Below are 25,113 nucleotides of genomic sequence, written 5' to 3' on the forward strand. Positions count from 1 at the left end.
CGGCTCCGCGATGAAGCGGAACCGGCGGCCTCGGGTTTTCCTGAAACTCAGGAGGTCCGGCCGGATCAGCCGGGGACGGTGCACTCGAAGGCGTGCAGATAGGGGTTCACCGGGCGGATCTCACCGATCACCAGGCCCGCCGCCGTGAGCCGGTCGACCATGCTCTGCCGGGTGTGCTTCGCACCACCGACGTTCAGGAGCAGCAGCAGGTCCATCGCCGTCGTGAACCGCATCGACGGGGTGTCGTCCACCAGGTTCTCGATGACGACGACCCGGGCGCCGGGCCGGGCGGCCGCGCGGACGTTCGCGAGCGCCCTGCGGGTGCTCTCGTCGTCCCACTCCAGGATGTTCTTGATGATGTAGACGTCCGCCTGGACCGGAATGCCCTCACGGCAGTCCCCGGCCACGATCCGCACCCGGTCGGCCAGCGCCCCGCCGTCCCGCAGGCGCGGGTCGGCGTTCTCCACCACACCCGGCAGGTCGAGCAGGGTGCCGTGCAGGCCGGGGTGCTTCTCCAGCAGACTGGCCACGACGTGACCCTGGCCGCCGCCGATGTCGGCGACCGACTTCACGCCCTTCAGGTCCAGGAGCTTCGCCACGTCCTGGGCGGACTGTGAACTGGACGTCGTCATGGCCCGGTTGAAGACGTGCGCGGACTCCGGGGCGTCCTCGTTGAGGTACGGGAAGAACTCCTTGTCGTACACGTCCTCGAAGACGTTGCGGCCGGAGCGCACCGCCTCGTCGAGCTTCGGCCAGACGTTCCACGTCCACGGCTCGGTGCACCACAGGGCGATGTAGCGCAGGCTGTTCGGGTCGTCCTCGCGCAGGAGCCGGGACATCTCGGTGTGCGCGAACGTGCCGTCGGGGCGCTCCATGAACACGCCCTGGCAGGACAGGGCGCGCAGCAGCCGGCGCAGGGTCCCCGGCTGGGTCTTCACCGCGGCGGCCAGGTCCTCGGCGCTCATGGGCGTGTCGTCGAGGGCGTCGGCCACCCCCAGCCGGGCCGCGGCACGTACGGCGGCGGCACGGGCCGCCCCGAAGACGAGTTCCCGCAACTGCATGGACGGCGGGGGACTCTGATCGACAGTGGTCATTCAATGCCTCGTTTCTGGTGTCGTGCCGTACGTGCTCAGCACATGCCCGAGGGCTCGGAGACCTTGCAGGTGTTGCCCCGGAAGGTGTTGCCCTTGCCGGTGGTGTCGCGGTTCGCGAGATCGGACGGACCGTTGCGCAGGACCACGTTGTCGCGCACCTCGTTGCGCTCGCTGAGCGCGCCCACGAAGCTCTTGAACAGCACGATGCCGCCCGACAGCGGGGAGGTGCCCACGTTGTCCTCGACCCGGTTGTGGGTCACGCGCGTGTCCTCCGCGCCGGTGAGGACGATGCCGGAACCCTGGAGGGCGGGCAGCCGGGGGGTCTTGGGGCAGGACTTGTTGTTGGCGTGGATGTAGTTCCCGGTGACGCTCAGGTCGCCGACGCGCGGCTTGTTCTCGTCGCCCACGACGAACACCGCGGTGCAGTTGCCGGTGGCCTCGTTGCGGGCGACGGTCAGGTTCCGCACCCGCCGGACCGTGATGCCGATCCGGTTGCCGCTCATCAGGTTGTGGGCGACCACCGTTCCCTTGGTGTCGCGGGCGCCCTCCTCGGTGGTCACCGTGTTGGAGACGAAGAGACCGGCGTCGCCGTTGTCCCTGGCGATGTTGCGGACGAACCTGGTCCGCACGGACCGTTCCTCGGCGATGCCCCACTGGCCGTTCTTCTCGGAGGTCACCCTGCGCACGGTCAGCCCGTCGGTCCCCGTCGCCCACAGGCCCTGCTTCGAGAAGCCCCTGATGGTCAGTGAGGCGACGGTGACCCCGCGCACGCGCTTGGCGTCGGTCCCGGTCACACAGATGCCGTTGCCCGCCTTGGCGCAGGCGTCGGTGGCGGCGGCGTTCGGCACGATGACGGTGGACCTGGCGCTCGCGCCCCGCAGGGTCACGTCCCGCGCGGTGATGGTGACGCTCTCGTGATAGGTGCCGGGGGCGACGACGACGGTGTCGCCCGCCCGCGCCGAGTTCACGGCCTTCTGGATGGATTCACCCGGGCGTACCAGGTGCACTGACGGGTGGTCGGCGGGCAGGGCTGCGCCCACTCCCGATGCCACGACCACAGCCGTGCACGCGAGGTAGGCCATCTGTTGTCTGGTCATAGGCCGAAGCTATGAACGGGTGTTGCGGCCCGCCACCGCTGATCGCCCAGGTGGGCCGCAGCCGTCACCGTGACGCGCCGGGAGACGCCGGAACGACGCCGCCCCGGCCGGAGGATCCGGCCGGGGCGGCGTGCGCGGGGCTGTGCCCGCGAGGTGGTGCGGTGGTGCGGTGGATCAGGCGAAGGTCGCCAGCGTCTCGTTCCAGGTGGCGGACGGGCGCATGACCTTCGCGGCCTTGGCCGGGTCGGGCTGGTAGTAGCCGCCGATGTCGGCCGGGTTGCCCTGGACCGCGTTCAGCTCGTCGACGATCGTCCGCTCCTGCGCGGTCAGCGTCTCGGCGAGCTGCGCGAACGCCTTGGCGAGGTCCGCGTCGTCGGTCTGCCGCGCCAGCTCCTGCGCCCAGAACAGGGACAGGTAGAAGTGGCTGCCGCGGTTGTCGATGCCGCCGACGCGACGGGTCGGGGACTTGTCCTCGTTGAGGAAGGTCGCCGTCGCGCGGTCGAGGGTGTCGGCGAGCACCTGGGCGCGCGCGTTGCCGGTGGTCTTCGCGAACTGCTCGAGCGAGGGCACCAGCGCGAAGAACTCGCCCAGCGAGTCCCAGCGCAGGTAGTCCTCCTTGACGAGCTGCTGGACGTGCTTCGGCGCGGAGCCGCCGGCGCCCGTCTCGAACAGGCCGCCGCCCGCCATCAGCGGGACGACCGACAGCATCTTGGCGCTGGTGCCCAGCTCCAGGATCGGGAACAGGTCGGTCAGGTAGTCACGCAGCACGTTGCCGGTCACCGAGATGGTGTTCTCGCCGCGGCGGATGCGCTCGACCGACAGCTTGGTGGCCTCGACGGGGGCGAGGATCCGGATGTCCAGGCCCTCGGTGTCGTGCTCCGGGAGGTACTGGTTGACCTTGGCGATCAGGTTGGCGTCGTGCGCGCGGGTCTCGTCCAGCCAGAACACGGCCGGGTCGCCGGAGGCGCGGGCGCGGGTGACCGCGAGCTTCACCCAGTCCTTGATGGGCGCGTCCTTGGTCTGGCAGGCGCGGAAGATGTCGCCGGCGGAGACCGCCTGCTCCAGCACCACGTCGCCGGCCGCGTCGACCAGGCGGACCGTGCCGGTGACCGCGATCTCGAAGGTCTTGTCGTGGCTGCCGTACTCCTCGGCCTTCTGCGCCATGAGGCCGACGTTCGGGACGGAGCCCATGGTCGACGGGTCGTAGGCGCCGTTGGCGCGGCAGTCCTCGATCACGGCCTGGTAGACGCCGGAGTAGGAGGAGTCCGGCAGGACCGCGAGGGTGTCGGCCTCCTGGCCGTCCGGGCCCCACATGTGGCCGGAGGTGCGGATCATGGCCGGCATCGAGGCGTCGACGATGACGTCGGACGGCACGTGCAGGTTGGTGATGCCCTTGTCGGAGTCGACCATCGCGAGGGCCGGGCCCTCGGCGAGCTCGGCGTCGAAGGACGCCTTGATCTCGGCACCCTCCGGGAGCGTCTCCAGGCCCTTGAAGATGCCGCCGAGGCCGTCGTTCGGGGTCAGACCCGCGGCGGCGAGCGTCTCACCGTGCGCCGCGAAGGTCTTCGGGAAGAAGGCGCGCACGACGTGACCGAAGACGATCGGGTCGGAGACCTTCATCATCGTGGCCTTGAGGTGCACCGAGAACAGGACGTCCTCGGCCTTGGCGCGGGCGATCTGCGCGGTGAGGAACTCACGCAGCGGCGCGACGTGCATGACGGACGCGTCCACGACCTCGCCGGCCTGCACGGGTACCGACTCGCGCAGCACGGTGGTGGAGCCGTCGTCGCCGACCAGCTCGATGCGCAGCGTGCCGGCCTCGGAGATCACCGCGGACTTCTCGGTGGAGCGGAAGTCGTCGACACCCATCGTGGCGACGTTCGTCTTCGACTCGGAGGACCACGCGCCCATGCGGTGCGGGTGGGTCTTGGCGTAGTTCTTGACCGACGCGGGGGCGCGGCGGTCGGAGTTGCCCTCGCGCAGGACCGGGTTCACGGCGCTGCCCTTGACCTTGTCGTAACGGGCGCGGATGTCGCGCTCCTCGTCCGACTTCGGGTCGTCCGGGTAGTCCGGAAGCGCGTAGCCCTGCGCCTGAAGCTCGGCGACCGCGGCCTTGAGCTGGGGGATCGACGCCGAGATGTTCGGCAGCTTGATGATGTTCGCGCCGGGCGTCTTGGCCAGCTCACCGAGCTCGGACAGGGCGTCCGCGATGCGCTGGTCCTCCCGGAGGAACTCCGGGAAGAGGGCGATGATGCGCCCGGCCAGCGAGATGTCACGGGTCTCCACAGTGACACCCGCCTGAGAGGCGTACGCCTGGACCACCGGCAGGAACGAATACGTCGCCAGGGCCGGGGCCTCGTCAGTGTGCGTGTAGATGATGGTCGAGTCAGTCACCGGGTGCTCCGCTCCACGTCTGCAACATTGCTCGACATCAAGATATCTCGTGGGAGCCCCCGTCTCGACAGGGGTCCGTCCCGCGTCGGACGCGGAGGGGCGGGAAACGGCCGTACGGGCCGAACCGGGTCCGCCGGAGCGAATCGCCCTGATCGGACACCTCCGGCATCCCCCCCGACGCCCCTCCGGCCCCGGAAAGTGAACGCGCCGACCGGAGTGAAAACCGGTTCCGCCCGCCGGAGGCAACCGGACGGCCCGCTCAGCCGTACATGAGAGTGACCGCGCAACTGATCTTGCGGCGGATCTCCCTGCCCTCTGTCGCCCGAACGAAAGCGAAACATGAGATATCGCACCAGAGTGACGGCCCCCGCGGCCGCGCTGCTCGGAACGGCGGCGGCGCTCGCCGCCGCCCCCACCGCCTCGGCGCGGCCCCTGGCCTTAAGGCCGGATCAGGGCACCCCCGGTGCGGAGACCCTCGGCGACTCCGTCTTCCCGGCGCTCGGCAACGACGGCTACCGCGTCGAGGCGTACCACCTCGACTTCGCGTACGACGCCACGACCCGCCTGGTCGACGCCAAGGCGATCCTGCGGATCAAGGCGACCCAGGACCTCTCGCGCTTCTCGCTCGACGCGCTCGGCCTCGACGTGCGGACGGTGAAGGTCGGCGGCGTGGCCGCGGCCTTCGAGCAGGTCGGCGAGAAGCTGCGGGTCACCCCGGCGCGCACCCTGCCGAAGTCCTGCGCCGTCGTGGTCTGCGTCGAGTACGGGGCCGACCCGGCCAGGACGCTGGCGTACACCGCCTGGGTGCCGACCCCCGACGGGTTCGCCATCTGTCCCCAGCCCAACGCCGCGCACACCGTCTTCCCGTGCAACGACCACCCGTTGGACAAGGCCGACTTCAGCTTCCGCATCACCGTGCCGAACACCCTGCGCGGTGTCGCGAACGGCTCGCTGACCGGCACGGAGCAGCTCGACGGCGACCGCACCGCGTACTCGTACCGCTCGGCCTCGCCGATAGCCACCGAGCTGGTGCAGATCACCGTCGGCGACTACGTCGTCAAGGAGCGGCAGGGGCCGAACGGGCTGGGGCTGCGGGACGTCGTCCCGGTCGCACGGGCCGCCGCGCTGGAGCCGGCGCTCGCGCTCACCCCCGGCCTCGTCGACTGGCTGGAGCAGCGCCTCGGCGCCTACCCGTTCGAGACGTACGGGCTGCTGCCCTGCAACTCGGACGCGGCCAACGCGTTCGACTTCACGGGCCTGGAGACCCAGACCCTGACGCTCTACAAGCCGAACTTCCTGCTCCAGGCGGAGAACAAGATCGGCTCGCACATGATGCACGAGCTGGTCCACTCCTACTTCGGCAACAGCGTCAGCCCCGCCAACTGGGCCGACCTGTGGCTGAACGAGGGCCACGCCGACTTCTACGGGCTGCTCTACCGCTACGAGCGCGGCTGGGCCGACTCGCTCGGTCTGACCACCATGGAAGCCCGGATGAAGGACACGTACGCCCGGGGCGACCAGTGGCGTCAGTCGTCCGGCCCCGTCGCCGCGCCGAACGCCGCCAACCTCTTCGACAGCCAGCGCTACCTGGGCGGCGTCCTCGTCCTGTACGCGCTGCGCGAGCTGGTCGGCGAGGACGTCTTCAACCGCATCGAGCGCACGTTCCTGGAGCGGTACCGCAACCGCGCGGCGACCACCGCCGACTACATCGCGGTCGCCACCGAGATCTCCGGCGCGGACCAGTCCGGCTTCCTGAACGACTGGCTGTACGGGACGAAGACACCGCGCATGCCGAACCACCCGGACTGGACGGTCACCCCGGTCGTGTCGAGCCTGGTCGCGCCGCGCAACCGCGCGCCCGGCCACTACCCGGACTCGACCGCCACGCTCTGACCGCCGCACGCCGGCCGCCACGTTCCGGCCGGGCGGCGTGAAGAAGGGGCCGGGCGTGAAGAAGGGGCCGGGCGTGAAGAAGGGGGACGGGCGGATCACTCCGCCCGGCCCCCGACCCGTTGGCCGTCGCCTTGCCGGCCGTCGCGGTTCCGGTCCGGTGGAGGGGGTCGGGGCCGCGCCGGTACATCCGCCCGTCGCCGTCGGACGAGAGGTGAACGTCGGTGGCGACGGGCATCTGATGTACCGGCGCGGCCCCTCACGCCGAAGCCGACTGCGGGTGCGTCGTGGTGCCCCGTACCCAACCCTCCGTGCCCTGCCCTTCCCCACGCGATGTCAGGGACGCTGCGCGGCCTCGCGCTGATGGGGGATGGCGGTCTCCAGGAAGCCCGCCCCGCCGGGCTGGAGCGCGACCGTCCGGGCGGGCGACGGAATCCGGATGCCCTCGTCCCGGTAGCGCTTGTGCAGGGCCTTGATGAACTCGTGCTTGATCCGGTACTGGTCGCTGAACTCACCCACGGCCAGGATCACCGTGAGACCGATGCGCGAGTCGCCGAACGTGTGGAAACGCACGGCCGGTTCGTGCTCCGGGACGGCACCGTCGATCTCGGTCATCACCTCGGCGACGACCTCGTTCGTGACCCGCTCGACGTGGTCGAGGTCGCTGTCGTAACCGACGCCGACCTGCACCAGGAGCGTCATCTTCTGCTCGGGCCGGGTGAAGTTGGTCATGTTGGTGCCCGAGAGCTGGGCGTTGGGGATGATGACCAGGTTGTTGGAGAGCTGACGGACCGTGGTGTTGCGCCAGTTGATGTCGACGACGTATCCCTCCTCCCCGCTGCTCAGCCGGATGTAGTCGCCCGGCTGGATCGTCTTCGAGGCGAGGATGTGCACGCCCGCGAAGAGGTTGGCGAGGGTGTCCTGGAGCGCGAGCGCGACGGCCAGACCGCCGACGCCCAGGGCCGTCAGCAGGGGCGCGATCGAGATGCCCAGGGTCTGCAGGACGATCAGGAAGCCGATCGCCAGCACCACGACCCGGGTGATGTTGACGAAGATGGTGGCCGAACCGGCGACGCCCGAGCGGGACTGCGTCACCGACCGGACCAGACCGGTGATCAGGCGGGCCGCCGTGACCGTCGCGACCAGGATCAGCAGGACGGTCAGCGACCGGTTCACGGTGCGGCCGACCGGCGCGGTCAGCGGAAGCACCGCGGCCGCCGCGGCGACGCCTCCGGCCACCGCCGACCACGGCACGACGGTACGCAGGGCGTCCACCATGACGTCGTCGCCGCTCCAGCGGGTGCGCTCGGCGTGCTTGCCCAGCCAGCGCAGCAGCATCCGCAGCAGGAACGCCGCCAGCAGCCCGGCCGCCACGGCTATTCCGGCGATCATCAGGTCGTCCAGGGTGACGGAGCGCTTCATCGGTGACCTCCTCGGAGAGCGGGACCGGGACCCGTACCGGGATGAGGGCCCACGGGCCGAATGTGCTGTGTCGTCACTTGCCACCTGCTCGAATCCGGGAACGCGATCATGCCCGGACGGGCGTCAGCCGTCGTCCGGGGAGACGGCTCATCCTGCCGCATCCCCCTGCCTCCCCGTCACCACCCCTACGAGGGCCAGCCCTTGACACCCCAATCCGACAGACCTCCAGCTCCGATCCGTCCACCGCGCACCCGCAGCCGGGATCCGGCCACCGCGCACCAGCAACCCGATCCGGCCACAGCACACCCGCAGTCGGGATCCGGCGCGAGGGGCCGTGCCGGTACATCACATGCCCGTCGCCACCGACGCTCACCCCTCACCCAACGGCGACGGGCGGATGTACCGGCACGGCCCCGACCCACCCACCTGCCGAAACCGCGGGTACGCGGCTACGCGGGTCCCCGGCCTGCACACCCGCCCTCGCAGTCACGCTTCGCCGAACGCACCGTGGCGCCCCGCGCCGGAGGCGAAACGGGCGGCGCCCTCCATGCTCTCCTCCAGGACGCCCATGCCGTAACGGAGTTCGGTCCGCATGGCCTCCTTCTCGACCAGGCCCTCCTGGTCGAGGACCGAGGCCCGGTCGCTGCGCAGGCAGGCCTGCGGGAAGTCGGCGATCTCCGCCGCCAGCCGCTCGGCCTCGGCGCGAGACCGGCCGACCGGGACCACCCGGTTCGCGAGCCCCATCTCGTACGCCTCGGAGGCGGCGACGGCACGGCCGGTGAGGATCATGTCCATCGCCCGGCTCGTGCCGATGAGCCGGGGCAGCCGCACCGTGCCCCCGTCGATCAGCGGCACGCCCCAGCGTCGGCAGAACACCCCGAAGACGGCGTCCTCCTCGGCGACCCGCAGATCGCACCAGAGCGCCAGTTCCAGGCCGCCCGCCACGGCGTGCCCCGCGACCGCCGCGATCACCGGCTTGGTCAGCCGCAGCCGGGTGGGCCCCATCGGACCGTCCCCCTCCTCGGCGACCGCGTTCCCCCGCTCCGTGCCGATGGACTTGAGGTCCGCGCCCGCGCAGAAGGTGCCGCCCTCACCCCAGAGCACGGCGACACGCGCCGTCTCGTCGGCCTCGAACTTCCGGAAGGCGTCGGCGAGTTCGGCGGCGGTCGGCCCGTCCACCGCGTTCCGGGCCGCGGGCCGGGAGAGGACGATCGTGGTGACGTGACCCTGACGTTCGCTGCGGACCGGCATCGCGCTGTCCCTCTCTGCGGCCGGCGCGCCCCGTCGCGCGCCGTGGTTACTCCTCGGTATCACAGCGCGCGGCGCCCCGCACGACCCAGGACGGAAGCGCTCGTGACCCCTGGCGCCTGCCCCAGCCCCCGACCGGGTCAGATCACCTTCCAGCGGACCAGCGCGCCCAGGGTCAGCGCCCCCGGCAGCAGCGGCACCCACACCGTGATGATCCGGTACGCCAGCACCACCGCCGTCGCCACGGCCACCGGGCCCCCCGCCGCGACGAGGGCCACGATCAGCGCGGCCTCCACCAAACCGAGCCCGCCGGGGGTCGGCACCATCGCCACCGCGATCGTCGCCGCCAGGTAGGCGATCATCATGTGCGTGGGCGACACCGGGAGGCCCAGCGCGCGTCCCACGGAGGCCAGCCCGGCGGCCTGGAGCAGCGGGAAGGCCAGCGATCCGCCCCACAGGGCGAGGGCGCGGGACGGGCGGGTGTGCACCGAACGGGCCTCACCGAAGGCGGTGCGCAGGAAGGAGAGGACGGCCGTGCGCAGCCTTCGTACGAGAGCGAGCACGGCCAGCGCGGCGCACAGGGCCACGCCGACGCCGATCAGCAGCGGTCCGAGCGCTCCGTCGGGTATCAGACCGTCGACCCGCAGCGCGTCCGGGAACGCGATCAGCAGGCCGACCAGCAGGGTCAGCCGGGCGACCGCCTCCGCCAGCAGGTACAGCGCGAGCGCGGCCGAGGAGCGGGCCAGCGGCACCCCGCACACGGTCATGAACCGCAGATTCACCGCCCCGGCACCCAGCCCCGTCGGCAGCAGATGGTTCGCCGCGCCCGCCGCGAACTGCGTGGCCAGCAGCCGGACCGCGGGCAGCCGTTCCATGACCGCGCCCTGCCGGGTCACGGCCGCGGCCACCCAGGTCAGGCAGGTCGCGGCGGCCGCGGCGACGAGCCAGGGCCACTCGGCCGACCTCAGATGCCCGAAGCCCTCGGCGAGCACGGACCGGTGCCGCACGGCCACCACGAGGACCAGCGCGAGCGGGATCAGGCACAGGACCGGCCGGACGGCGGGCCGCAGGGTGAGGAGGCGGGGGAGCCGGGGCAGCGCCCGGGGAAGTCGTACGGCTGTCACATCTCGAGAGGTTTTCCACACCGCACCAACGCGAGGTTGCGGGCGCGGGGACGGAGGCTGACACGCCGGGCAAGCCGAGGGAGGCCCGACCCGGGGGCGCCGGGTGCCGGTCTCCGGGGAGGCCCACCCGCGTGAGTGCTCCCGCCCCGATCCGTTGACCTCAACAAAGCTTGAGGTCCTACTGTCTCTCCCATGAGCATGGAGACCACAGCCTGGACACAGTTGCACAGTGTCATGAACGCCCAACAGGAGCGTCGTCCCTTCGACCGCGCGACGCTGCGCCGCATCGCCGCCTTCGCCCGCCCGCACCGCCGCCGTATCGCGCAGTTCGTCCTCCTCAGTGTGGTGACGGCGCTGCTCGCCGTCGCGACGCCGGTGCTCGCGGGGCACGTCGTGGACACCATCGTGGCCCACGGGGACGAGAGCACCGTCGTCCGTCTTTCCGTGCTCATCGCCGTCATCGCGCTCGCCGAGGCGGCCTTCGGGATCCTGAGCCGCTGGCTCTCGTCGACGCTCGGCGAGGGACTCATCCTCGATCTGCGCACGGCTGTCTTCGATCATGTGCAGCGCATGCCGGTCGCGTTCTTCACACGTACACGTACGGGAGCGCTCGTCAGTCGACTCAACAACGACGTGATCGGCGCCCAGCGCGCGTTCAGCAACACCCTGTCCGGCGTCGTCGCCAACGTGGTGACCCTGCTGCTCACGCTGGTCGTGATGCTCACCCTGTCCTGGCAGATCACGCTGCTCGCGCTGGTCCTGCTGCCGGTGTTCGTGCTCCCCGCCCGGCGGATGGGCAGCCGCATGGCCAGGCTCCAGCGCGAGGCCGCGGACCTCAACGCCGCCATGGGCACCCGCATGACCGAGCGCTTCTCCGCCCCGGGCGCCACCCTCGTCAAGCTCTTCGGGCGGCCCGGGGAGGAGTCCGCCGAGTTCGCGGCGCGCGCCCGGCGGGTGCGGGACATCGGCGTCCGTACGGCCATGGCGCAGTCCGCCTTCATCACCGCCCTCACCCTGGTCTCGGCCCTGGCACTCGCCCTCGTCTACGGGCTCGGCGGCTGGTTCGCCCTGCGCGGCACCCTGGAGCCGGGCGCCGTCGTCTCGCTGGCGCTGCTGCTCACCCGCCTGTACGCGCCGCTCACCTCGCTGGCGGGCGCCCGTGTCGAGGTCATGAGCGCCCTGGTCAGCTTCGAGCGCGTCTTTGAGGTGCTCGACCTCAAGCCGCTCATCGAGGAGAAGCCGGACGCCCGCACGCTCCCGGACGGTCCCGCCTCCGTCGAGTTCGACGACGTCCGTTTCGCCTACCCCTCCGCCGACAAGGTCTCCCTCGCCTCCCTGGAGGAGGTCGCCGCCCTCGACACCCGCGGCGGCGACGAGGTGCTGCACGGCATCTCCTTCCGCGCCGAGCCCGGCCAGACCGTCGCACTCGTGGGCTCCTCCGGCGCCGGCAAGTCGACCATCGCCCAACTCCTGCCGCGGCTGTACGACACAGACGCCGGCGCCGTTCGCATCGGCGGCGTCGACGTCCGCGAACTCAGCGCCGTGTCGATGCGCGCGACCCTCGGCATGGTGACCCAGGACGGGCACCTCTTCCACGACTCGGTCCGCCAGAACCTGCTCCTCGCCCGGCCGGACGCCACCGAGGACGAGCTGTGGGACGTGCTGGGCCGGGCTCGTCTCGACGACCTCGTACGGTCCCTGCCAGACGGTCTCGACACCGTGGTCGGCGAGCGCGGCTACCGGCTCTCCGGCGGCGAGCGCCAGCGCATGACCATCGCCCGGCTGCTCCTCGCCCGCCAGCGCGTCGTCATCCTGGACGAGGCCACCGCCCATCTCGACAACACCTCGGAGGCGGCCGTCCAGGAGGCACTCACCGAGGCACTGGAGGGCCGCACCGCCGTCGTGATCGCGCACCGGCTGTCGACGGTACGGGCCGCCGACCTGATCCTGGTCGTCGAGGCGGGCCGGATCGTCGAGCGGGGCACCCACGACGAGCTGCTCGCGGCGGACGGGCGCTACGCGGAGCTGTACCGCACGCAGTTCAGGACCGGCCGGCCGCAGCACGAGGAGGAGATCCCGGTCACGGCGGACGCGACGCCGTAGCGGCGACGCGAACGCCGTGACCACCTGATCACCTCACCCGGCCCGGTCCGTCCGGTCCCTCCGTTCCCGCGGCCCCCGGTCAGGTGGTGAAGCGGTGCCGGCCGGAGCCGACGCGGTACACCGCGCAGCCGTCCTCCGTACGCAGGAAGGCGGCGCCGGTGTGCGCGACCGCGTCCGGGCCGCTCGCCGGGATCCACACTTCGGCCGTGGTGTTGGCCGGGACGGCGCAGGTGAGGTCGAAGCCGTCGGAGCCCTGTCGCCACCGGGTGGAGACCGGACCGTAGAGGGACGTGAACGTGGCCCGCGCGGAGGTGAGGCCGCCGCCCGGCCGGGGACGGACGACGATCTCGCGGTAGCCGGGCCCGCCCGGCGAGATGCCGGCGACGGTCGCGTACATCCACTCGCCCACCGAGCCGTAGGCGTAGTGGTTGAAGGAGTTCATGTCCGGGGCCTGGAAGCTGCCGTCGGGCCGGATGGAGTCCCAGCGTTCCCACATCGTGGTGGAGCCCTTGTCGATCTGGTAGCCCCAGCTCGGGAAGGAGCGCTGAAGGAGGAGCCGGTAGGCGACGTCGGTGTGCCCGGTGTCCGTGAGGACCGGGAGCAGCCTGGGCGTCCCGAGGAAGCCGGTCGACAGATGCCAGTCCCTCGCGCGGATCAGGTCGACGAGCCGTCCGGCCGCCGCCGTGCGCAGCGCGTCCGGAACGAGGTCCATCGACAGGGCGAGCACGTACGCCGTCTGCGTGTCGCCCCGTACCGTCCCGTCGGCGCCGATGTACGCGTTCCGGAAGGCCTCCCGGACGCGGTCGAACAGGCCCGCCCAGGGCGCGGGGTCCTCGCCCAGCGCGGTGGCCATCCGGGCCGCGAGGTCGGCGCTGTGCGCGAAGTACGCGGTGGCGATGACGTCCTTGGGCGTCTCGTCCGAGACGTTCAGCCAGTCGCCGTATCCCTCAGCGGGCCGCAGCAGGCCGTGGCTGTGGCGCTCCAGATAGCCCAGCCACGCCTTGACGGACGGCCAGGCGTCGGCCAGGACCTGCCGGTCCCCGTAGGCCTGGTACAGCGACCAGGGGACGGTCACACCCGCGTCTCCCCAGCCCGCGACCCCGTTGCCGACCGTCCCGACCATGGGCGCCACGTCCGTGAACGCGCCCTCGGCGGTCTGGCCGTCGCGCAGGTCCACCAGCCACTTGGCCAGGAAGCGCGCCGACTCCATGGTGTAGGCGGCCGTGGGGGCGAAGACGTTGATGTCCCCGGTCCAGCCGAGCCGCTCGTCGCGCGCCGGCGTGTCCGTGGGGACGGAGAGGAAGTTGCCCCGCTGGCCCCAAGTGATGTTGCTGTGAAGCTGGTTGAGCAGGGGTGCGTCGGTCTCGAACTCCAGGGTGAACGGCGCCGACGTATGCATGACACGGCCGGTCACGGCCGCCGTGGAGGGAGTCCCGGGGAACCCGGTGACCTCGACGTAGCGGAACCCGTGGAAGGTGAAGCGCGGCTCGTACGTCTCCTCGCCGCCGCCCTTGAGGATGTACGTGTCGGTCGCCGCCGCCGAGCGCAGATTTGCGGTGTAGAGGGTGCCGTCCGGGTTGAGGACCTCGGCGTGACGTAGCCGCACGGTCGTTCCGGCCTCGCCCGTGACGCGCAGCCGGACCGAGCCGACCATGTTCTGGCCCAGGTCGAACACGTGGACGCCCGGGGCGGGTTCGGTCACCTTCTCGGCGGGCCGTTCGGCGGCCACGCGCACCGGACCGTCGGACTGCGCGACGATCCGGCGGGGCGCAGCGTCCCCGGCGGCACGGACGGCGAGCCAGGTCCGGTCGTCGAAACCGGGGGAGGTCCAGCCGTCGGTCTCCGCACGCGCGTCGTACGTCTCGCCGTTCAGCAGGTCGGCCGCGACGATCGGTCCGGACGCGGCCCGCCAGTCGGGGCCCGACGAGACGCTCTCTCTCGTCCCGTCGGCGTACTCGATCTCCAACTGGGCCAGCAGCGCGGGGCGTTCACCGTACTGGCGGGGTCCGAACATGCCGACGTTCCCCGCGTACCAGCCGGGCGCCACCCAGGCGCCGACGGCGTTGGCCCCGGGCCGCAGGAGGGAGGTGACGTCGTACGTCTGGTACTGGACGCGCTCGCGGTAGTCCGTCCAGCCGGGGGCGAGCTGGTCGCGGCCCACCCGCCGGCCGTTGAGGTGGGCCTCGTACAGGCCGAGGGCCGTCGCGTACAGGCGCGCGCGGGCCACTCGCTTGGCGGGCAGGGTGAACGCGTGGCGGAGCTGGTTCGCGGCGAACGAGGCCGGGACGACCCTGCCCCAGGGGCCCGCGCCCCACGCGGCCGCCACCTTGGCCGCCGGCCAGCCGCCGTCGTCGTAGCCGTCCCCGCGCCAGTCACCAGCGGGCTTCGCGTCCGTGGCCCGCCAAGACGCGTCGGTGACGATCCGGCGCTCACCGGAGGAGGTGGTCAGGGTGAGGACTCCGACCAGGCCGGCGGGCCCCACCGTCGCGTTGGCCGCCTCCACCGCGAGGACGTTTCGTCCGGGGCGCAGCCGTCCGAGGACGTCCACGACGGCCGGGCGGCGCCAGTCCTCGTGCTCGGTCGCCAGGTCGGTACGGGCCACCTCGGCACCGTTGACCGAGAGCGAGAAAACGTTGTCGGCGCTGAAGGCGATCTTCGCCGCCGTGACACCGTCGGGAACGTCGACGACCCGCCGGAACCACCGCGTGGCCGCCGGGGCGCTGCTCGCCGGATCACCTTCGGGGAACCAGATCCAGGCGCTGCCCTCCAGGGAGGGCGCGTCCGTGAGGGCGAGAGGAGCCGAGACCCACTCCGCCGACCACGGCGTGTCCAGGAGACCCGTCTCCCACCAGGACGGCGCGCTCCAGCCGGAGGCCGCTCCGTCGGTGTCCCAGACCCGCACGGACCAGAAGTACCGGGTCCGCGGAGCGAGCCGGGGACCGGCGTAGGGGACGAGGACGGACTGGTCGGACGTCACCTTTCCGCTGTCCCACACGTCGGGCCGGGACAGGCCGGACGCGCTGGTGGCCACCCGGATCCGGTACGCGCTCTGTCGCGTCCCCGGCGCGTCCGAGACCATCGGCCAGCTCAGCCGGGGGTGCTGGGTGTCGAGCCCCAGGGGGTGCTCGACGTACTCGACGGTCGGAGCGGTGACGCGCGGGGCCGCGCGCCGGGCGCGCGGGCCGGCCGGCGCGGATGCCGACGAGGGCGAGGCCGCGGCTGCCGGTCCCGCTCCCGCGGCCGTCGCCGCGACGACACCCGCCGCACCGGCCGCGCCCGCCAGGATGTTCCTCCTGCTGATCAACTGGGGCCCCTCACCTAGGAGTTATGAATCGTTTCACGGCGGTGAAGGTAGGGGCGGGGGAGGTAGCGGTCAACAAGTGCGGCGGTATTTTCCGGAAATCGGCCATGCTTATCCGTGTCGTCAGTCGATTCGGCCGGTTCGCGTGCCCGAACATTGAACGGTTTCAATCGGGTGGACGAGGGCCCGCGCCGACCGGGCGCGGCCGGCTGGAGGGGAGCGTGGGCCCGCGGCGGCCGACGGCCGGAGGGTCGGCCGCCCCGGCGGCCGGCGGGTGTGTCGCCCGCCTGGGTGCACGCGGGTGCCGACCCTGGCCGGGCGCCGTGCCGCGAGGTGGCAGAATGCTCCGGCGCCGCATGGTGCTGCCTGGCGCCGCCGGTCGTGTCGGCTGCTGACCGGCACTGACCGGCACTGACCGGCACTGACCGGCACTGACCGGCACTGACCGGCACTGACCGGCACTGACCGGCACTGACCGGCACTGCCCCGCGGTGCCCGCCGGCGCGTGGTGGCCCTGCTGCCGACCGGCGTGGCCTGCTGTTTCCCGCCGCCGCCCGGCGGTGAGGGCCCGTCGAGTGGTGATGGTCACGAACGGCGTCGGAGGCCCTTGCCGCGCTGCTATAGTCATTTCCGATCGATCTCGATCGCAGGATTGTTACTCCCTACGGAGACGCCCCCGGCGTCCGGTTTGAGGGAGGCAAGGCCTGGGTGGCGCCCCGTGCGCTTCCCGGGCCTTTTTTGTTGCCCTGGTCCATGCGCGAGAGATCGCGGACCAAGGCAAGACGGCAAGAATCAGGGATGCAAGGACGCGTCATGAACACACCCACACCCGGTGCGCTGGCGGAGCAGATCCTCAGCGGCGTCGGCGGAGCCGAGAACATCGGGAGCCTCACGCACTGCGCCACGCGGCTGCGCTTCGAGCTCCACGACGGCAAGAAGGTCGACCAAGCCGCGCTCGACGCCCTCGACGGCGTCATGGGCACGGTGCCCCAGTCCGGCGACCGCTTCCAGATCGTCATCGGCGGAGCCGTCGCCGGCGTCTACTCGGACATCATGAACCTGCCGTCGATGGCGGGCGGCGCCACGGCGCGTCCGCAGTCCGACGCCGAGGTCAAGGCCGAGATCCGCGCCAAGGGCCGCGGTCGCTTCGCCTGGCTGGACAACTTCTTCGAGTACCTCTCGGACTCGTTCCGTCCGCTCCTGGGCGTGCTGCTCGGCGCCTCCCTGATCATCGCGATCGCCTCGATGCTCGACGCCTTCGGCGTGGTCGACTTCCGCTCCGCGGACAAGTCCGCCACCTGGGTCTTCGTCGACTCGATGTGGCGCTCGGTGCTGTACTTCCTGCCGATCATGGTCGCCTACAACGCGGCCAAGAAGCTGAAGATCGACCCCTGGGTCGGCGCCACCGTGATGGCCGCGGTGATGACCCCGAACTTCACGGGCATGATCGGGTCCAAGACCCCCGGCGTCACCACGACCACCAACACCACGCTGGGCACCTCGGAGTCCGTGGCCCACGTCTTCGGGCTGCCGATGCAGCTCAACGACTACGGCGGCCAGGTGTTCGTGCCGCTGCTGATGGTCGCCCTGCTCGCCCTCGTCTACAAGGGCCTGAAGCGGATCTTCCCCGAGAACGTGCAGATGGTCTTCGTACCGTTCTTCAGCATGCTGATCATGATCCCGATGACCGCGTTCCTCATCGGCCCCATGGGCGTCTGGGCCGGCAACGGTCTCGGCACGGGTCTGTCGTGGCTGAACGGCAACGCCCCGATCGTCTTCGCGATCGTCATCCCGATGCTGTACCCCTTCCTGGTGCCGCTCGGTCTGCACTGGCCGCTGAACGCGCTCATGCTCGTGAACATCAACACCCTCGGGTACGACTTCATCCAGGGCCCCATGGGCACGTGGAACTTCGCCTGCTTCGGCGCGACCGCCGGTGTCCTGCTGCTCTCGATCCGTCACCGTGAGAAGGACATGCGCCAGACCGCCACCGGCGCCCTGGCCGCGGGTCTGCTCGGCGGTATCTCCGAGCCCTCGCTGTACGGCATCCACCTGCGCTTCAAGCGGATCTACCCGCGCATGCTCGTCGGCTGCCTCGTGGGCGGTGTGATCATCGGTCTCCTCGGCGGCGTGAACACCAAGGCCTTCGCCTTCACCTCCCTGCTGACCATCCCGGTCTTCGACCCGATGATCAAGTACATCATCGCGATCTCGGCGGCCTTCTTCACCTCGATGGCGCTCGTGTACTTCGCGGACTACCGCACCAAGGAAGAGCGCGCCGAGGCCAACGCCGAGCGTGACGCGGCCGAGGCGGCCGCCGGCGGCAAGGCCGTCGTCCCCGCCCAGACCGCCTCTGCCCAGACCGTCGCGGCCGACGACCGTGAGCTCGTCGGCGTCGGTGCCGCCGCCGCTGCCACCGGTGCCACCGGTGCCTCCACCGGCAGCGTCCCGGGCGCTGCCGCCACGGCCGAGACTCCCGCCGCCGGAAAGGGCCTCGAGCTCACGGCGCCCGTCGCGGGCCGTGTGATCGGCCTCGGCGAGGTCGAGGACCCGGTCTTCGCCTCCCGCGCGCTCGGCGAGGGCGTGGGCATCGAGCCGGCCGACGGCCGCGTCGTCGCCCCGGTCGACGGTGAGCTGATCACCGTCGCCGACACCGGCCACGCCTTCGGTATCCGTACCGCGAACGGCGTCGAGGTCCTCATCCACGTCGGCATCGACACCGTGAAGATGCAGGGCGAGGGCTTCGACGTGCGCGTCGCGGCCGGGCAGAAGATCGCCGCCGGCGACCTCCTCGCCGAGGTCGACCTCGGCGCCGTACGCGCCGCGGGACACCCGGCCGTCACCCTGATGACCGTCCTCAACACCGCGGACATGACCTCGGTCGAGCCGCACGTCGGGCAGGACGTCACCGCCGGCACCCCCGTGGTGACCGTGCGACGGTGATCAGCCCCGCTTGACGCCTACGATCCGGCGCGTGCACGCCTCCCGCGAGGGACGCGTGCACGCGCCGCGTCGGCGTTCGGGAGACCATGGAGATCGGACGGAAAGGAGGGCCGGCGGTGAAGGCTGTGCGTGTCCTGAACAACAACGTGGTCCTCGCGAGCGACGAGAAGGACCAGCCGGTCATCCTGACCGGGCGCGGCATCGGCTTCAGCTCCCACCAGGGCAAGCCCGTCGACCCCACGCTCATCGAGCGCGTCTTCGTCCCGGCCGACGGCCGCGACCCCGCCGCGGGCCCCGTCCCCGACGCGGACCCCGCCCGGCTGGCCGAGGCCATGGCCCTCATCAGCGAGGAGATCCTGGAAGCCGTCGTGACCGCCCTCGGCGACGCCGGCATCGAGGGCCGCGAGTCCACCCGGCCCACCCTCGCCATCGCGGTCGCCGACCACGTCGCCGGAGCGCTGGACCGGGCCGCGCGGGGCATCGTCATCGAGTACCCGCTGCGCGCCGAGGTGCAGACCCTGTACGCCACCGAGTACGCCCAGGCGCAGCTCCTGCTCCAGGCCATCAACGAGCACGTGACCCCGCAACTGGAGGCCTCCGAGGCGACCCCGCTGGCACTGCACCTGGTGAACGCGGGCTTCGTCTCGGGCGACCTGTCCTTCACCTACACGATGACCGGGGTCATCCAGCAGATGCTCGCGGTCATCAGGGAGCGGTACGGGCTGGACGTCTCGCACGAGTCGATGAACGTGGCGCGGTTCATCACCCACGTGCGCTATCTCTTCGTACGGATCCAGCAGCGCCGGCAGCTCAAAGGCCACGAGTCCACGATCGGGAAGGGCATCCGCCAGTACTACCCGGAGGCGACCCGCACCGCGCAGCAGCTCGCGACGATCGTCGAGCTGCGCCTGGGCCGCCAGCTGAGCGAGGACGAGGTCTCCTACCTGGCGCTCCACGTGGCCCGCATGACGATGGAGGCCGACGACACAGCGGCGTGAGCCACGAACCGGCCCCGGACCGGCACTCCCGCCCGCCGGACCGACGTTGCCCGGTCACCTGACGTCGCTCGCGCCCGCCCGACCGGCGTTTCCCCATCACCCGGCGTCGCATCTGCCTGCCGGACCGACGTTCCGGATCATCTGACGTTTCTCCCGCCCGCCGGACATTCGTTTCCCAGTCACCAGGCGTCGCTCCGGCCCGCTTGACCGGCGCGCTTCCGGTCGCCCGACCGACGCTTCCGGCTGCCCTTTTGGACCGCTCGGCCCGGCGCTCCCGGCCGCCCTACCGGACAGCCCGGCCCAGCGGTCCGGATCGATCAGCCCGGCGTCCGGCCTCTTGGTCGGAGAGCCCCGACGCCCTCAGCGCCGCCCATACGGTCTCGTCGTCGATCCGCTGCCCCAGCCGGTCGAGCAGCGCGGCGCCCTGGCGCGGGGGCCGCTCCCGTCGTCGCAGCTCAGGGCTCCCCGCCGTGCTTCTGCGCCCCCGCCAGCCCGTCCCGCCAGCCGGCCGGCCAGCCGCCGATCCGGCCTGATCGACGGTACGGATCGGTGGTCTACGTAAGGGTCCCGTCAAGGCCGGGAGCGTCGGCGTATGGGAGCCGTCAACGGGGGCCGGATCCGGGCGGAGCGGAGGTTTCCTCTAAGCGTCCGATGCAATAGGAACCTCCCCTAGGAGTTCGCGATGGCCGATCTGGCCTTCGTCGTCACCACGATCGCGTTGTTCGCGCTGGTGGCCTTCGTCGCCAAGGGGGTGACGAAGCTGTGACCGCCGAGAACGTCGTCGGCCTGATCGTGGCCGTCGCCCTGCTGGGCTATCTGGTCCTTGCCCTTGTCTTTCCGGAGAGGTTCTGAGCACCGATATGAGCCCCGTCCTCGCCGGCGTCCTCCAGTTGCTCGCCCTCATAGGCGCGCTGGCGCTCGTCTCCATCCCCTTCGGTACCTACATGGCCCGGGTCTACTCCTCCGAGAAGCACCTGCGGGTCGAGAAGTGGGTCTACAAGGGCATCGGCGCCAACCCGGACGCCGAGATGACCTGGCCCGCGTACCTCCGCGCGGTCCTCGCGTTCTCCGCGGTCAGCGTCCTGTTCCTCTATCTGCTCCAGCGGCTCCAGGGTGTCCTGCCGGGGTCGTTGCACTTCGACGCGGTCAACCCGGCCCAGTCGTTCAACACCGCCGTGTCGTTCGTGACGAACACCAACTGGCAGTCGTACTACGGCGAACAGACCATGGGCCACGTCGTGCAGACCGCCGGTCTGGCCGTGCAGAACTTCGTCTCCGCGGCGGTCGGCATGGCGGTCGCGGTTGCGCTCGTACGGGGCTTCGCACGGTCGCGCACCGGTGAACTCGGCAACTTCTGGACGGACCTGGTGCGTGGCACGCTGCGCATCCTGGTGCCGGTCGCGGCGGTCGCCGCGGTGATCCTGGTGGCGTGCGGGGCGATCCAGAACTTCTCCGGCATCCATGAGGTCGGCCAGTTCATGGGCGGCTCGCAGCAGTGGAACGGCGGCGCGGTCGCGTCGCAGGAGGCCATCAAGGAGCTCGGCACCAACGGCGGCGGCTACTTCAACGCCAACTCCGCCCACCCCTTCGAGAACCCGACCCCGTTCTCGAACCTCTTCGAGATCTTCCTGATCCTGGTGATCCCGTTCGCGCTGACCCGCACCTTCGGCGTGATGGTCGGCTCGGTCAAGCAGGGATACGCGATCCTCGCCACGATGGCCACCATCTGGATCGGCTTCACCGCCCTGATGATGGCGACCGAGTTCCACCACCACGGCGCGGCCTTCGACCTCGCGGGCGGGGCGACGGAGGGCAAGGAGACCCGCTTCGGCGTCGGCGCCTCGTCCATCTTCGCCGTGGCCACGACCCTGACCTCCACGGGCGCGGTGGACTCCTTCCACTCCTCGTTCACCGGACTCGGCGGCGGCATCACCATGCTGGGCATGCAGCTCGGCGAGATCGCGCCCGGCGGCACCGGATCCGGCCTCTACGGCATGCTGATCATGGCGATCATCGCGGTGTTCATCGCCGGCCTGATGGTCGGCCGCACCCCCGAGTACCTCGGCAAGAAGATCGGCGGCCGGGAGATGAAGCTTGCCGCCTGCTACATCCTCATCACCCCCGCGCTGGTGCTGGTCTTCACCGCGGCCTCCATGGCGCTGCCGACCCCGCCGCACTCGATGCTCAACTCCGGCGCGCACGGGTTCTCCGAGGTCCTCTACGCCTTCACCTCGGCGGCCAACAACAACGGCTCGGCGTTCGCCGGCCTGAACGCGAACACCGACTGGTACAACACCATGACCGGACTCGCGATGCTGCTCGGCCGCTTCCTGCCCATGGTGTTCGTGCTGGCCCTGGCCGGTTCGCTCGCGGGGCAGAAGCCCGTCCCGGTGACCGCGGGAACCCTGCGGACCGAGAAGCCGCTGTTCACCGGCCTGCTCGTGGGCGCGGTCCTCATCATCACCGGTCTCACGTACTTCCCGGCCCTCGCCCTGGGCCCGCTCGCGGAAGGACTCGCGTGATGACCACCCGTACAGAGAAGGCAGAGGACTCGATGTCCACAGCCACACCCACCAGGGCGCCGCACAGCGACGTCCCCACCGCGCACAAGCCCTCGGACGGCCGTGTCGGAGCCGGTCTCTTCGACGCCGGACAACTGATCAAGTCCGTGCCGGAGGCGTTCCGCAAGCTCGACCCCCGGGTGATGGTCAAGTCGCCCGTGATGTTCGTGGTGTGGGTCGGCTCGGTGCTCACCACCGTCTTCTCCTTCAAGGACCCGGGCGACTGGTTCGGCTGGACGATCAGCGCCTGGCTGTGGCTCACCGTCCTGTTCGCCAACCTCGCCGAGGCGGTGGCCGAGGGACGCGGCAAGGCGCAGGCCGACACCCTGCGCAAGGCCAAGACCGACACCGTCGCCCGCCGACTGCTGACGGACGGCTCCGAGGAACAGGTGCCCGGCACCGCGCTGACGATCGGCGACCTGGTCGTCTGCGAGGCCGGCGACATCATCCCCGGCGACGGCGACGTCGTCGAGGGTGTCGCCTCCGTCGACGAGTCGGCCATCACCGGCGAGTCGGCCCCGGTCATCCGGGAGTCCGGCGGCGACCGGTCGGCCGTCACCGGCGGCACGAAGGTGCTCTCCGACCGGATCGTCGTCAAGATCACGACGAAGCCCGGCGAGACCTTCATCGACCGGATGATCGCCCTGGTCGAGGGCGCGGCCCGGCAGAAGACGCCCAACGAGATCGCGCTGAACATCCTGCTGGCCTCGCTGACGATCGTCTTCCTGCTGGCCTGTGCCACACTGCCGCCGCTCGCGGCCTACGCGGGCACCGACCTGACCATGGTCGTGCTGGTGGCCCTGCTGGTCTGCCTGATCCCGACCACCATCGGCGCCCTGCTCTCCGCGATCGGCATCGCCGGCATGGACCGGCTCGTGCAGCGCAACGTGCTCGCCATGTCCGGACGCGCGGTCGAGGCCGCCGGTGACGTCTCGACGCTGCTGCTGGACAAGACCGGCACCATCACGCTCGGCAACCGGCAGGCGTCCGAGTTCGTTCCGGTGACGGGGACGACCGAGGCCGAGGTCGCCGACGCCGCCCAGCTCTCCTCCCTCGCGGATGAGACCCCCGAGGGCCGCTCGGTCGTCGTCCTGGCGAAGGAGAAGTACGGACTGCGCGAGCGTCACCAGGGCGAACTCGCCGGCGCCGAGTGGATCGCCTTCACCGCCCAGACCCGCATGTCCGGCGTCGACGTCGACGGACGCAAGATCCGCAAGGGCGCGGCCGGTTCGGTCATCGCCTGGGTCGCCGAGCAGGGCGGCACGGTCTCCGCGGACGCCGGCACCCTCGCGGACCGGATCTCGGAGTCGGGCGGTACCCCGCTGCTCGTGGCCGTCGAGGACGTGCACGGCGCACGGGTCCTCGGTGTCATCCACCTCAAGGACGTCGTCAAGGACGGCATGCGCGAACGGTTCGAGGAACTGCGCCGCATGGGCATCAAGACCGTCATGATCACGGGCGACAACCCGCTGACCGCGAAGGCGATCGCCGAGGAGGCGGGCGTCGACGACTTCCTCGCGGAGGCGACTCCCGAGGACAAGATGGCGCTCATCAAGCGGGAGCAGGCCGGCGGCAAGCTCGTCGCGATGACGGGCGACGGCACCAACGACGCCCCCGCGCTCGCCCAGGCCGACGTCGGCGTGGCGATGAACACCGGCACCTCGGCCGCCAAGGAGGCCGGGAACATGGTGGACCTGGACTCCAACCCCACCAAGCTCATCGAGATCGTCGAGATCGGCAAGCAACTGCTGATCACCCGGGGCGCGTTGACGACGTTCTCCATCGCCAACGACGTCGCCAAGTACTTCGCGATCATCCCCGCGCTGTTCGCGGCCGTCTACCCGGGCCTGGACAAGCTCAACATCATGCACCTGTCCTCGCCCGACTCCGCGATCCTCTCCGCCGTCATCTTCAACGCGCTCGTCATCATCGCGCTGGTACCGCTCTCCCTGAAGGGCGTCCGCTACCGGCCGGTCAGCGCCGACAAGCTGCTCCGCCGCAACCTCGGAATCTACGGACTCGGCGGCCTGGTCGCCCCGTTCATCGGCATCAAGGTCATCGACATGATCGTCTCGATCGTCCCCGGGATCAGGTGAAGGACATGAACAACTCCTTTGTGAACACCGCCCGGTTGCTCGGCGCGGGTCTGCGGGCGCTGCTCGTACTGACCCTGGTGACCGGTGTCGTCTACCCGCTGGTCGTCACCGGCGTCGCCCAGGGCCTGTTCAACGGCAACGCGAACGGCTCGGAGATCAAGGCGGACGGCAAGGTCGTCGGCTCCTCCCTCATCGGCCAGTCCTACGACCTGCCGCTGAAGAAGGGCCAGGAGACCCCGGAGCCCGACCTCAAGTGGTTCCAGGGGCGCCCCGCCAACGGGCTGGGCTCCAACAGCATCAACACGCGGTACACGCTGATCCTCTCGGGCGCCACCAACCTGGCCGGTGACAGCGGCGCGGTCGACGGGACGTGCCCGGCGAAGCCGGAGGACGGCACGCTCTGCGCCCAGGTGGCCGCCGCCAAGGCCGCCGTCGTCCAGGACAACTCGGTACCTGGCTACAAGGTCGAGCCGTCCGCCGTACCCGCCGACGCGGTCACCTCCTCCGGTTCCGGCCTCGACCCGGACATCTCCCCGGCGTACGCCGAACTCCAGGTCCACCGGATCGCCGAGAAGAACGGCCTGCCCGTCGCACGGGTCGAGAAGCTGGTGGAGGACCACACCCAGGGCCGCACCCTCGGCTTCATGGGGGAGCCCCGGGTGAACGTCCTGGAGCTCAACGTCGCCCTGAAGGACCTCGCGGCGAAGCGGTGACGGCTACGGCCTTACGCGGCCCCGAGGGGAGCCGGGGGGCCCGGGGGGCAACCCGGGCGCCCGGCCCCCCCCGCCGGGACCCCTCGCCCCCCCCCCCCCCCCCGGCCCGCCCCCCCCCCCCCCCCCCCG

Annotated in this window: 15 protein-coding genes; 8 read left to right on the forward strand and 7 right to left on the reverse strand. The window is 71.0% G+C overall.

All coding sequences use genetic code 11. The features are described 5' to 3' along the window. Positions 1-65: 65 nt before the first annotated feature. The 3 genes from ACFRIC_RS04170 to ACFRIC_RS04180 form a co-directional block, all read right to left on the reverse strand. Complete coding sequence (locus ACFRIC_RS04170; protein ID WP_382779071.1) at positions 66-1,094, reverse strand: methyltransferase; 1,029 nt, start codon at positions 1,092-1,094, stop codon at positions 66-68. A gap of 35 nt (positions 1,095-1,129) precedes the next feature. Then, positions 1,130-2,191, reverse strand: coding sequence for a nitrous oxide reductase family maturation protein NosD (locus ACFRIC_RS04175; RefSeq protein ID WP_382779073.1), 1,062 nt, complete (start codon positions 2,189-2,191; stop codon positions 1,130-1,132). Between the two features lie 174 nt (positions 2,192-2,365). Continuing rightward, positions 2,366-4,585, reverse strand: a complete 2,220-nt coding sequence (locus ACFRIC_RS04180; RefSeq protein WP_382779077.1) for an NADP-dependent isocitrate dehydrogenase — start codon at positions 4,583-4,585, stop codon at positions 2,366-2,368. A 339-nt stretch (positions 4,586-4,924) separates the two neighbouring features. On the opposite strand from ACFRIC_RS04180, the gene ACFRIC_RS04185 reads away from it, so the two are divergent. Next, a complete protein-coding gene (locus ACFRIC_RS04185) occupies positions 4,925-6,478 on the forward strand; it encodes a M1 family metallopeptidase (RefSeq protein ID WP_382779080.1) in 1,554 nt (517 codons plus the stop codon). Between the two features lie 333 nt (positions 6,479-6,811). Here the strand turns inward: ACFRIC_RS04185 and ACFRIC_RS04190 are convergent, their stop codons facing one another. The 3 genes from ACFRIC_RS04190 to ACFRIC_RS04200 all read right to left on the reverse strand — a co-directional run bounded on the left by ACFRIC_RS04190 (position 6,812) and on the right by ACFRIC_RS04200 (position 10,269). Beyond that, positions 6,812-7,897: a mechanosensitive ion channel family protein gene (locus ACFRIC_RS04190; RefSeq protein WP_382779082.1), complete on the reverse strand. Its 1,086-nt coding sequence runs from the start codon at positions 7,895-7,897 to the stop codon at positions 6,812-6,814. 486 nt (positions 7,898-8,383) lie between these two features. Further along, complete coding sequence (locus ACFRIC_RS04195; RefSeq protein WP_382779085.1) at positions 8,384-9,148, reverse strand: crotonase/enoyl-CoA hydratase family protein; 765 nt, start codon at positions 9,146-9,148, stop codon at positions 8,384-8,386. Positions 9,149-9,285: 137 nt separating this feature from the next. Further along, positions 9,286-10,269 carry a YbhN family protein gene (locus ACFRIC_RS04200; RefSeq protein WP_382779088.1) on the reverse strand — a complete coding sequence of 328 codons (984 nt, stop codon included), beginning with the start codon at positions 10,267-10,269 and terminating at the stop codon, positions 9,286-9,288. 198 nt (positions 10,270-10,467) lie between these two features. Between ACFRIC_RS04200 and ACFRIC_RS04205 the strand changes: the two genes are divergently transcribed. Continuing rightward, entirely contained in the window at positions 10,468-12,372 is a 1,905-nt protein-coding gene (locus ACFRIC_RS04205; RefSeq protein WP_382780776.1) for an ABC transporter ATP-binding protein, read from the forward strand. 79 nt (positions 12,373-12,451) lie between these two features. Here ACFRIC_RS04205 and ACFRIC_RS04210 read toward each other — a convergent pair whose 3' ends face one another. Then, on the reverse strand, positions 12,452-15,676 hold the full coding sequence (locus ACFRIC_RS04210; RefSeq protein WP_382779091.1) for an alpha-L-rhamnosidase: 3,225 nt from the start codon (positions 15,674-15,676) through the stop codon (positions 12,452-12,454). Between the two features lie 810 nt (positions 15,677-16,486). Here ACFRIC_RS04210 and ACFRIC_RS04215 point away from each other — a divergent pair. From ACFRIC_RS04215 to ACFRIC_RS04240, 6 genes are all read left to right on the forward strand, one after another. Beyond that, entirely contained in the window at positions 16,487-18,616 is a 2,130-nt protein-coding gene (locus ACFRIC_RS04215) for a glucose PTS transporter subunit IIA (protein ID WP_382779094.1), read from the forward strand. Between the two features lie 116 nt (positions 18,617-18,732). Continuing rightward, entirely contained in the window at positions 18,733-19,614 is an 882-nt protein-coding gene (locus ACFRIC_RS04220; protein ID WP_382779097.1) for a PRD domain-containing protein, read from the forward strand. 762 nt (positions 19,615-20,376) lie between these two features. Continuing rightward, entirely contained in the window at positions 20,377-20,466 is a 90-nt protein-coding gene (gene kdpF / locus ACFRIC_RS04225; RefSeq protein WP_037896654.1) for a K(+)-transporting ATPase subunit F, read from the forward strand. A gap of 8 nt (positions 20,467-20,474) precedes the next feature. After that, positions 20,475-22,136, forward strand: a complete 1,662-nt coding sequence (gene kdpA / locus ACFRIC_RS04230; RefSeq protein ID WP_382779102.1) for a potassium-transporting ATPase subunit KdpA — start codon at positions 20,475-20,477, stop codon at positions 22,134-22,136. Beyond that, on the forward strand, positions 22,136-24,271 hold the full coding sequence (kdpB, locus tag ACFRIC_RS04235) for a potassium-transporting ATPase subunit KdpB (RefSeq protein WP_382779105.1): 2,136 nt from the start codon (positions 22,136-22,138) through the stop codon (positions 24,269-24,271). Before kdpA ends, kdpB begins: the two co-directional genes overlap by 1 nt. Before the next feature lie 5 nt (positions 24,272-24,276). After that, the gene (locus tag ACFRIC_RS04240; RefSeq protein ID WP_382779108.1) at positions 24,277-24,984 is read left to right on the forward strand and encodes a potassium-transporting ATPase subunit C; all 708 of its coding nucleotides are present in this window, start codon (positions 24,277-24,279) and stop codon (positions 24,982-24,984) included. The last annotated feature ends 129 nt before the right edge of the window (positions 24,985-25,113 follow it).

Origin of the sequence: Streptomyces sp. NPDC056738 (assembly GCF_042790435.1) — a bacterium.
Classification (GTDB): Bacteria; Actinomycetota; Actinomycetes; order Streptomycetales; family Streptomycetaceae; genus Streptomyces.

What these genes read in the sequence shown, in the direction of transcription:
- ACFRIC_RS04185 (WP_382779080.1), top strand. Translation starts at nt 4,925, where the DNA reads ATGAGATATCGCACCAGAGTGACGGCCCCCGCGGCCGCGCTGCTCGGA.
- ACFRIC_RS04190 (WP_382779082.1), bottom strand. Translation starts at nt 7,897, where the DNA reads ATGAAGCGCTCCGTCACCCTGGACGACCTGATGATCGCCGGAATAGCC.
- ACFRIC_RS04205 (WP_382780776.1), top strand. Translation starts at nt 10,468, where the DNA reads ATGGAGACCACAGCCTGGACACAGTTGCACAGTGTCATGAACGCCCAA.
- ACFRIC_RS04215 (WP_382779094.1), top strand. Translation starts at nt 16,487, where the DNA reads ATGAACACACCCACACCCGGTGCGCTGGCGGAGCAGATCCTCAGCGGC.
- ACFRIC_RS04175 (WP_382779073.1), bottom strand. Translation starts at nt 2,191, where the DNA reads ATGACCAGACAACAGATGGCCTACCTCGCGTGCACGGCTGTGGTCGTG.
- ACFRIC_RS04170 (WP_382779071.1), bottom strand. Translation starts at nt 1,094, where the DNA reads ATGACCACTGTCGATCAGAGTCCCCCGCCGTCCATGCAGTTGCGGGAA.
- kdpB (WP_382779105.1), top strand. Translation starts at nt 22,136, where the DNA reads ATGACCACCCGTACAGAGAAGGCAGAGGACTCGATGTCCACAGCCACA.
- ACFRIC_RS04195 (WP_382779085.1), bottom strand. Translation starts at nt 9,148, where the DNA reads ATGCCGGTCCGCAGCGAACGTCAGGGTCACGTCACCACGATCGTCCTC.
- ACFRIC_RS04240 (WP_382779108.1), top strand. Translation starts at nt 24,277, where the DNA reads ATGAACAACTCCTTTGTGAACACCGCCCGGTTGCTCGGCGCGGGTCTG.
- kdpA (WP_382779102.1), top strand. Translation starts at nt 20,475, where the DNA reads ATGAGCCCCGTCCTCGCCGGCGTCCTCCAGTTGCTCGCCCTCATAGGC.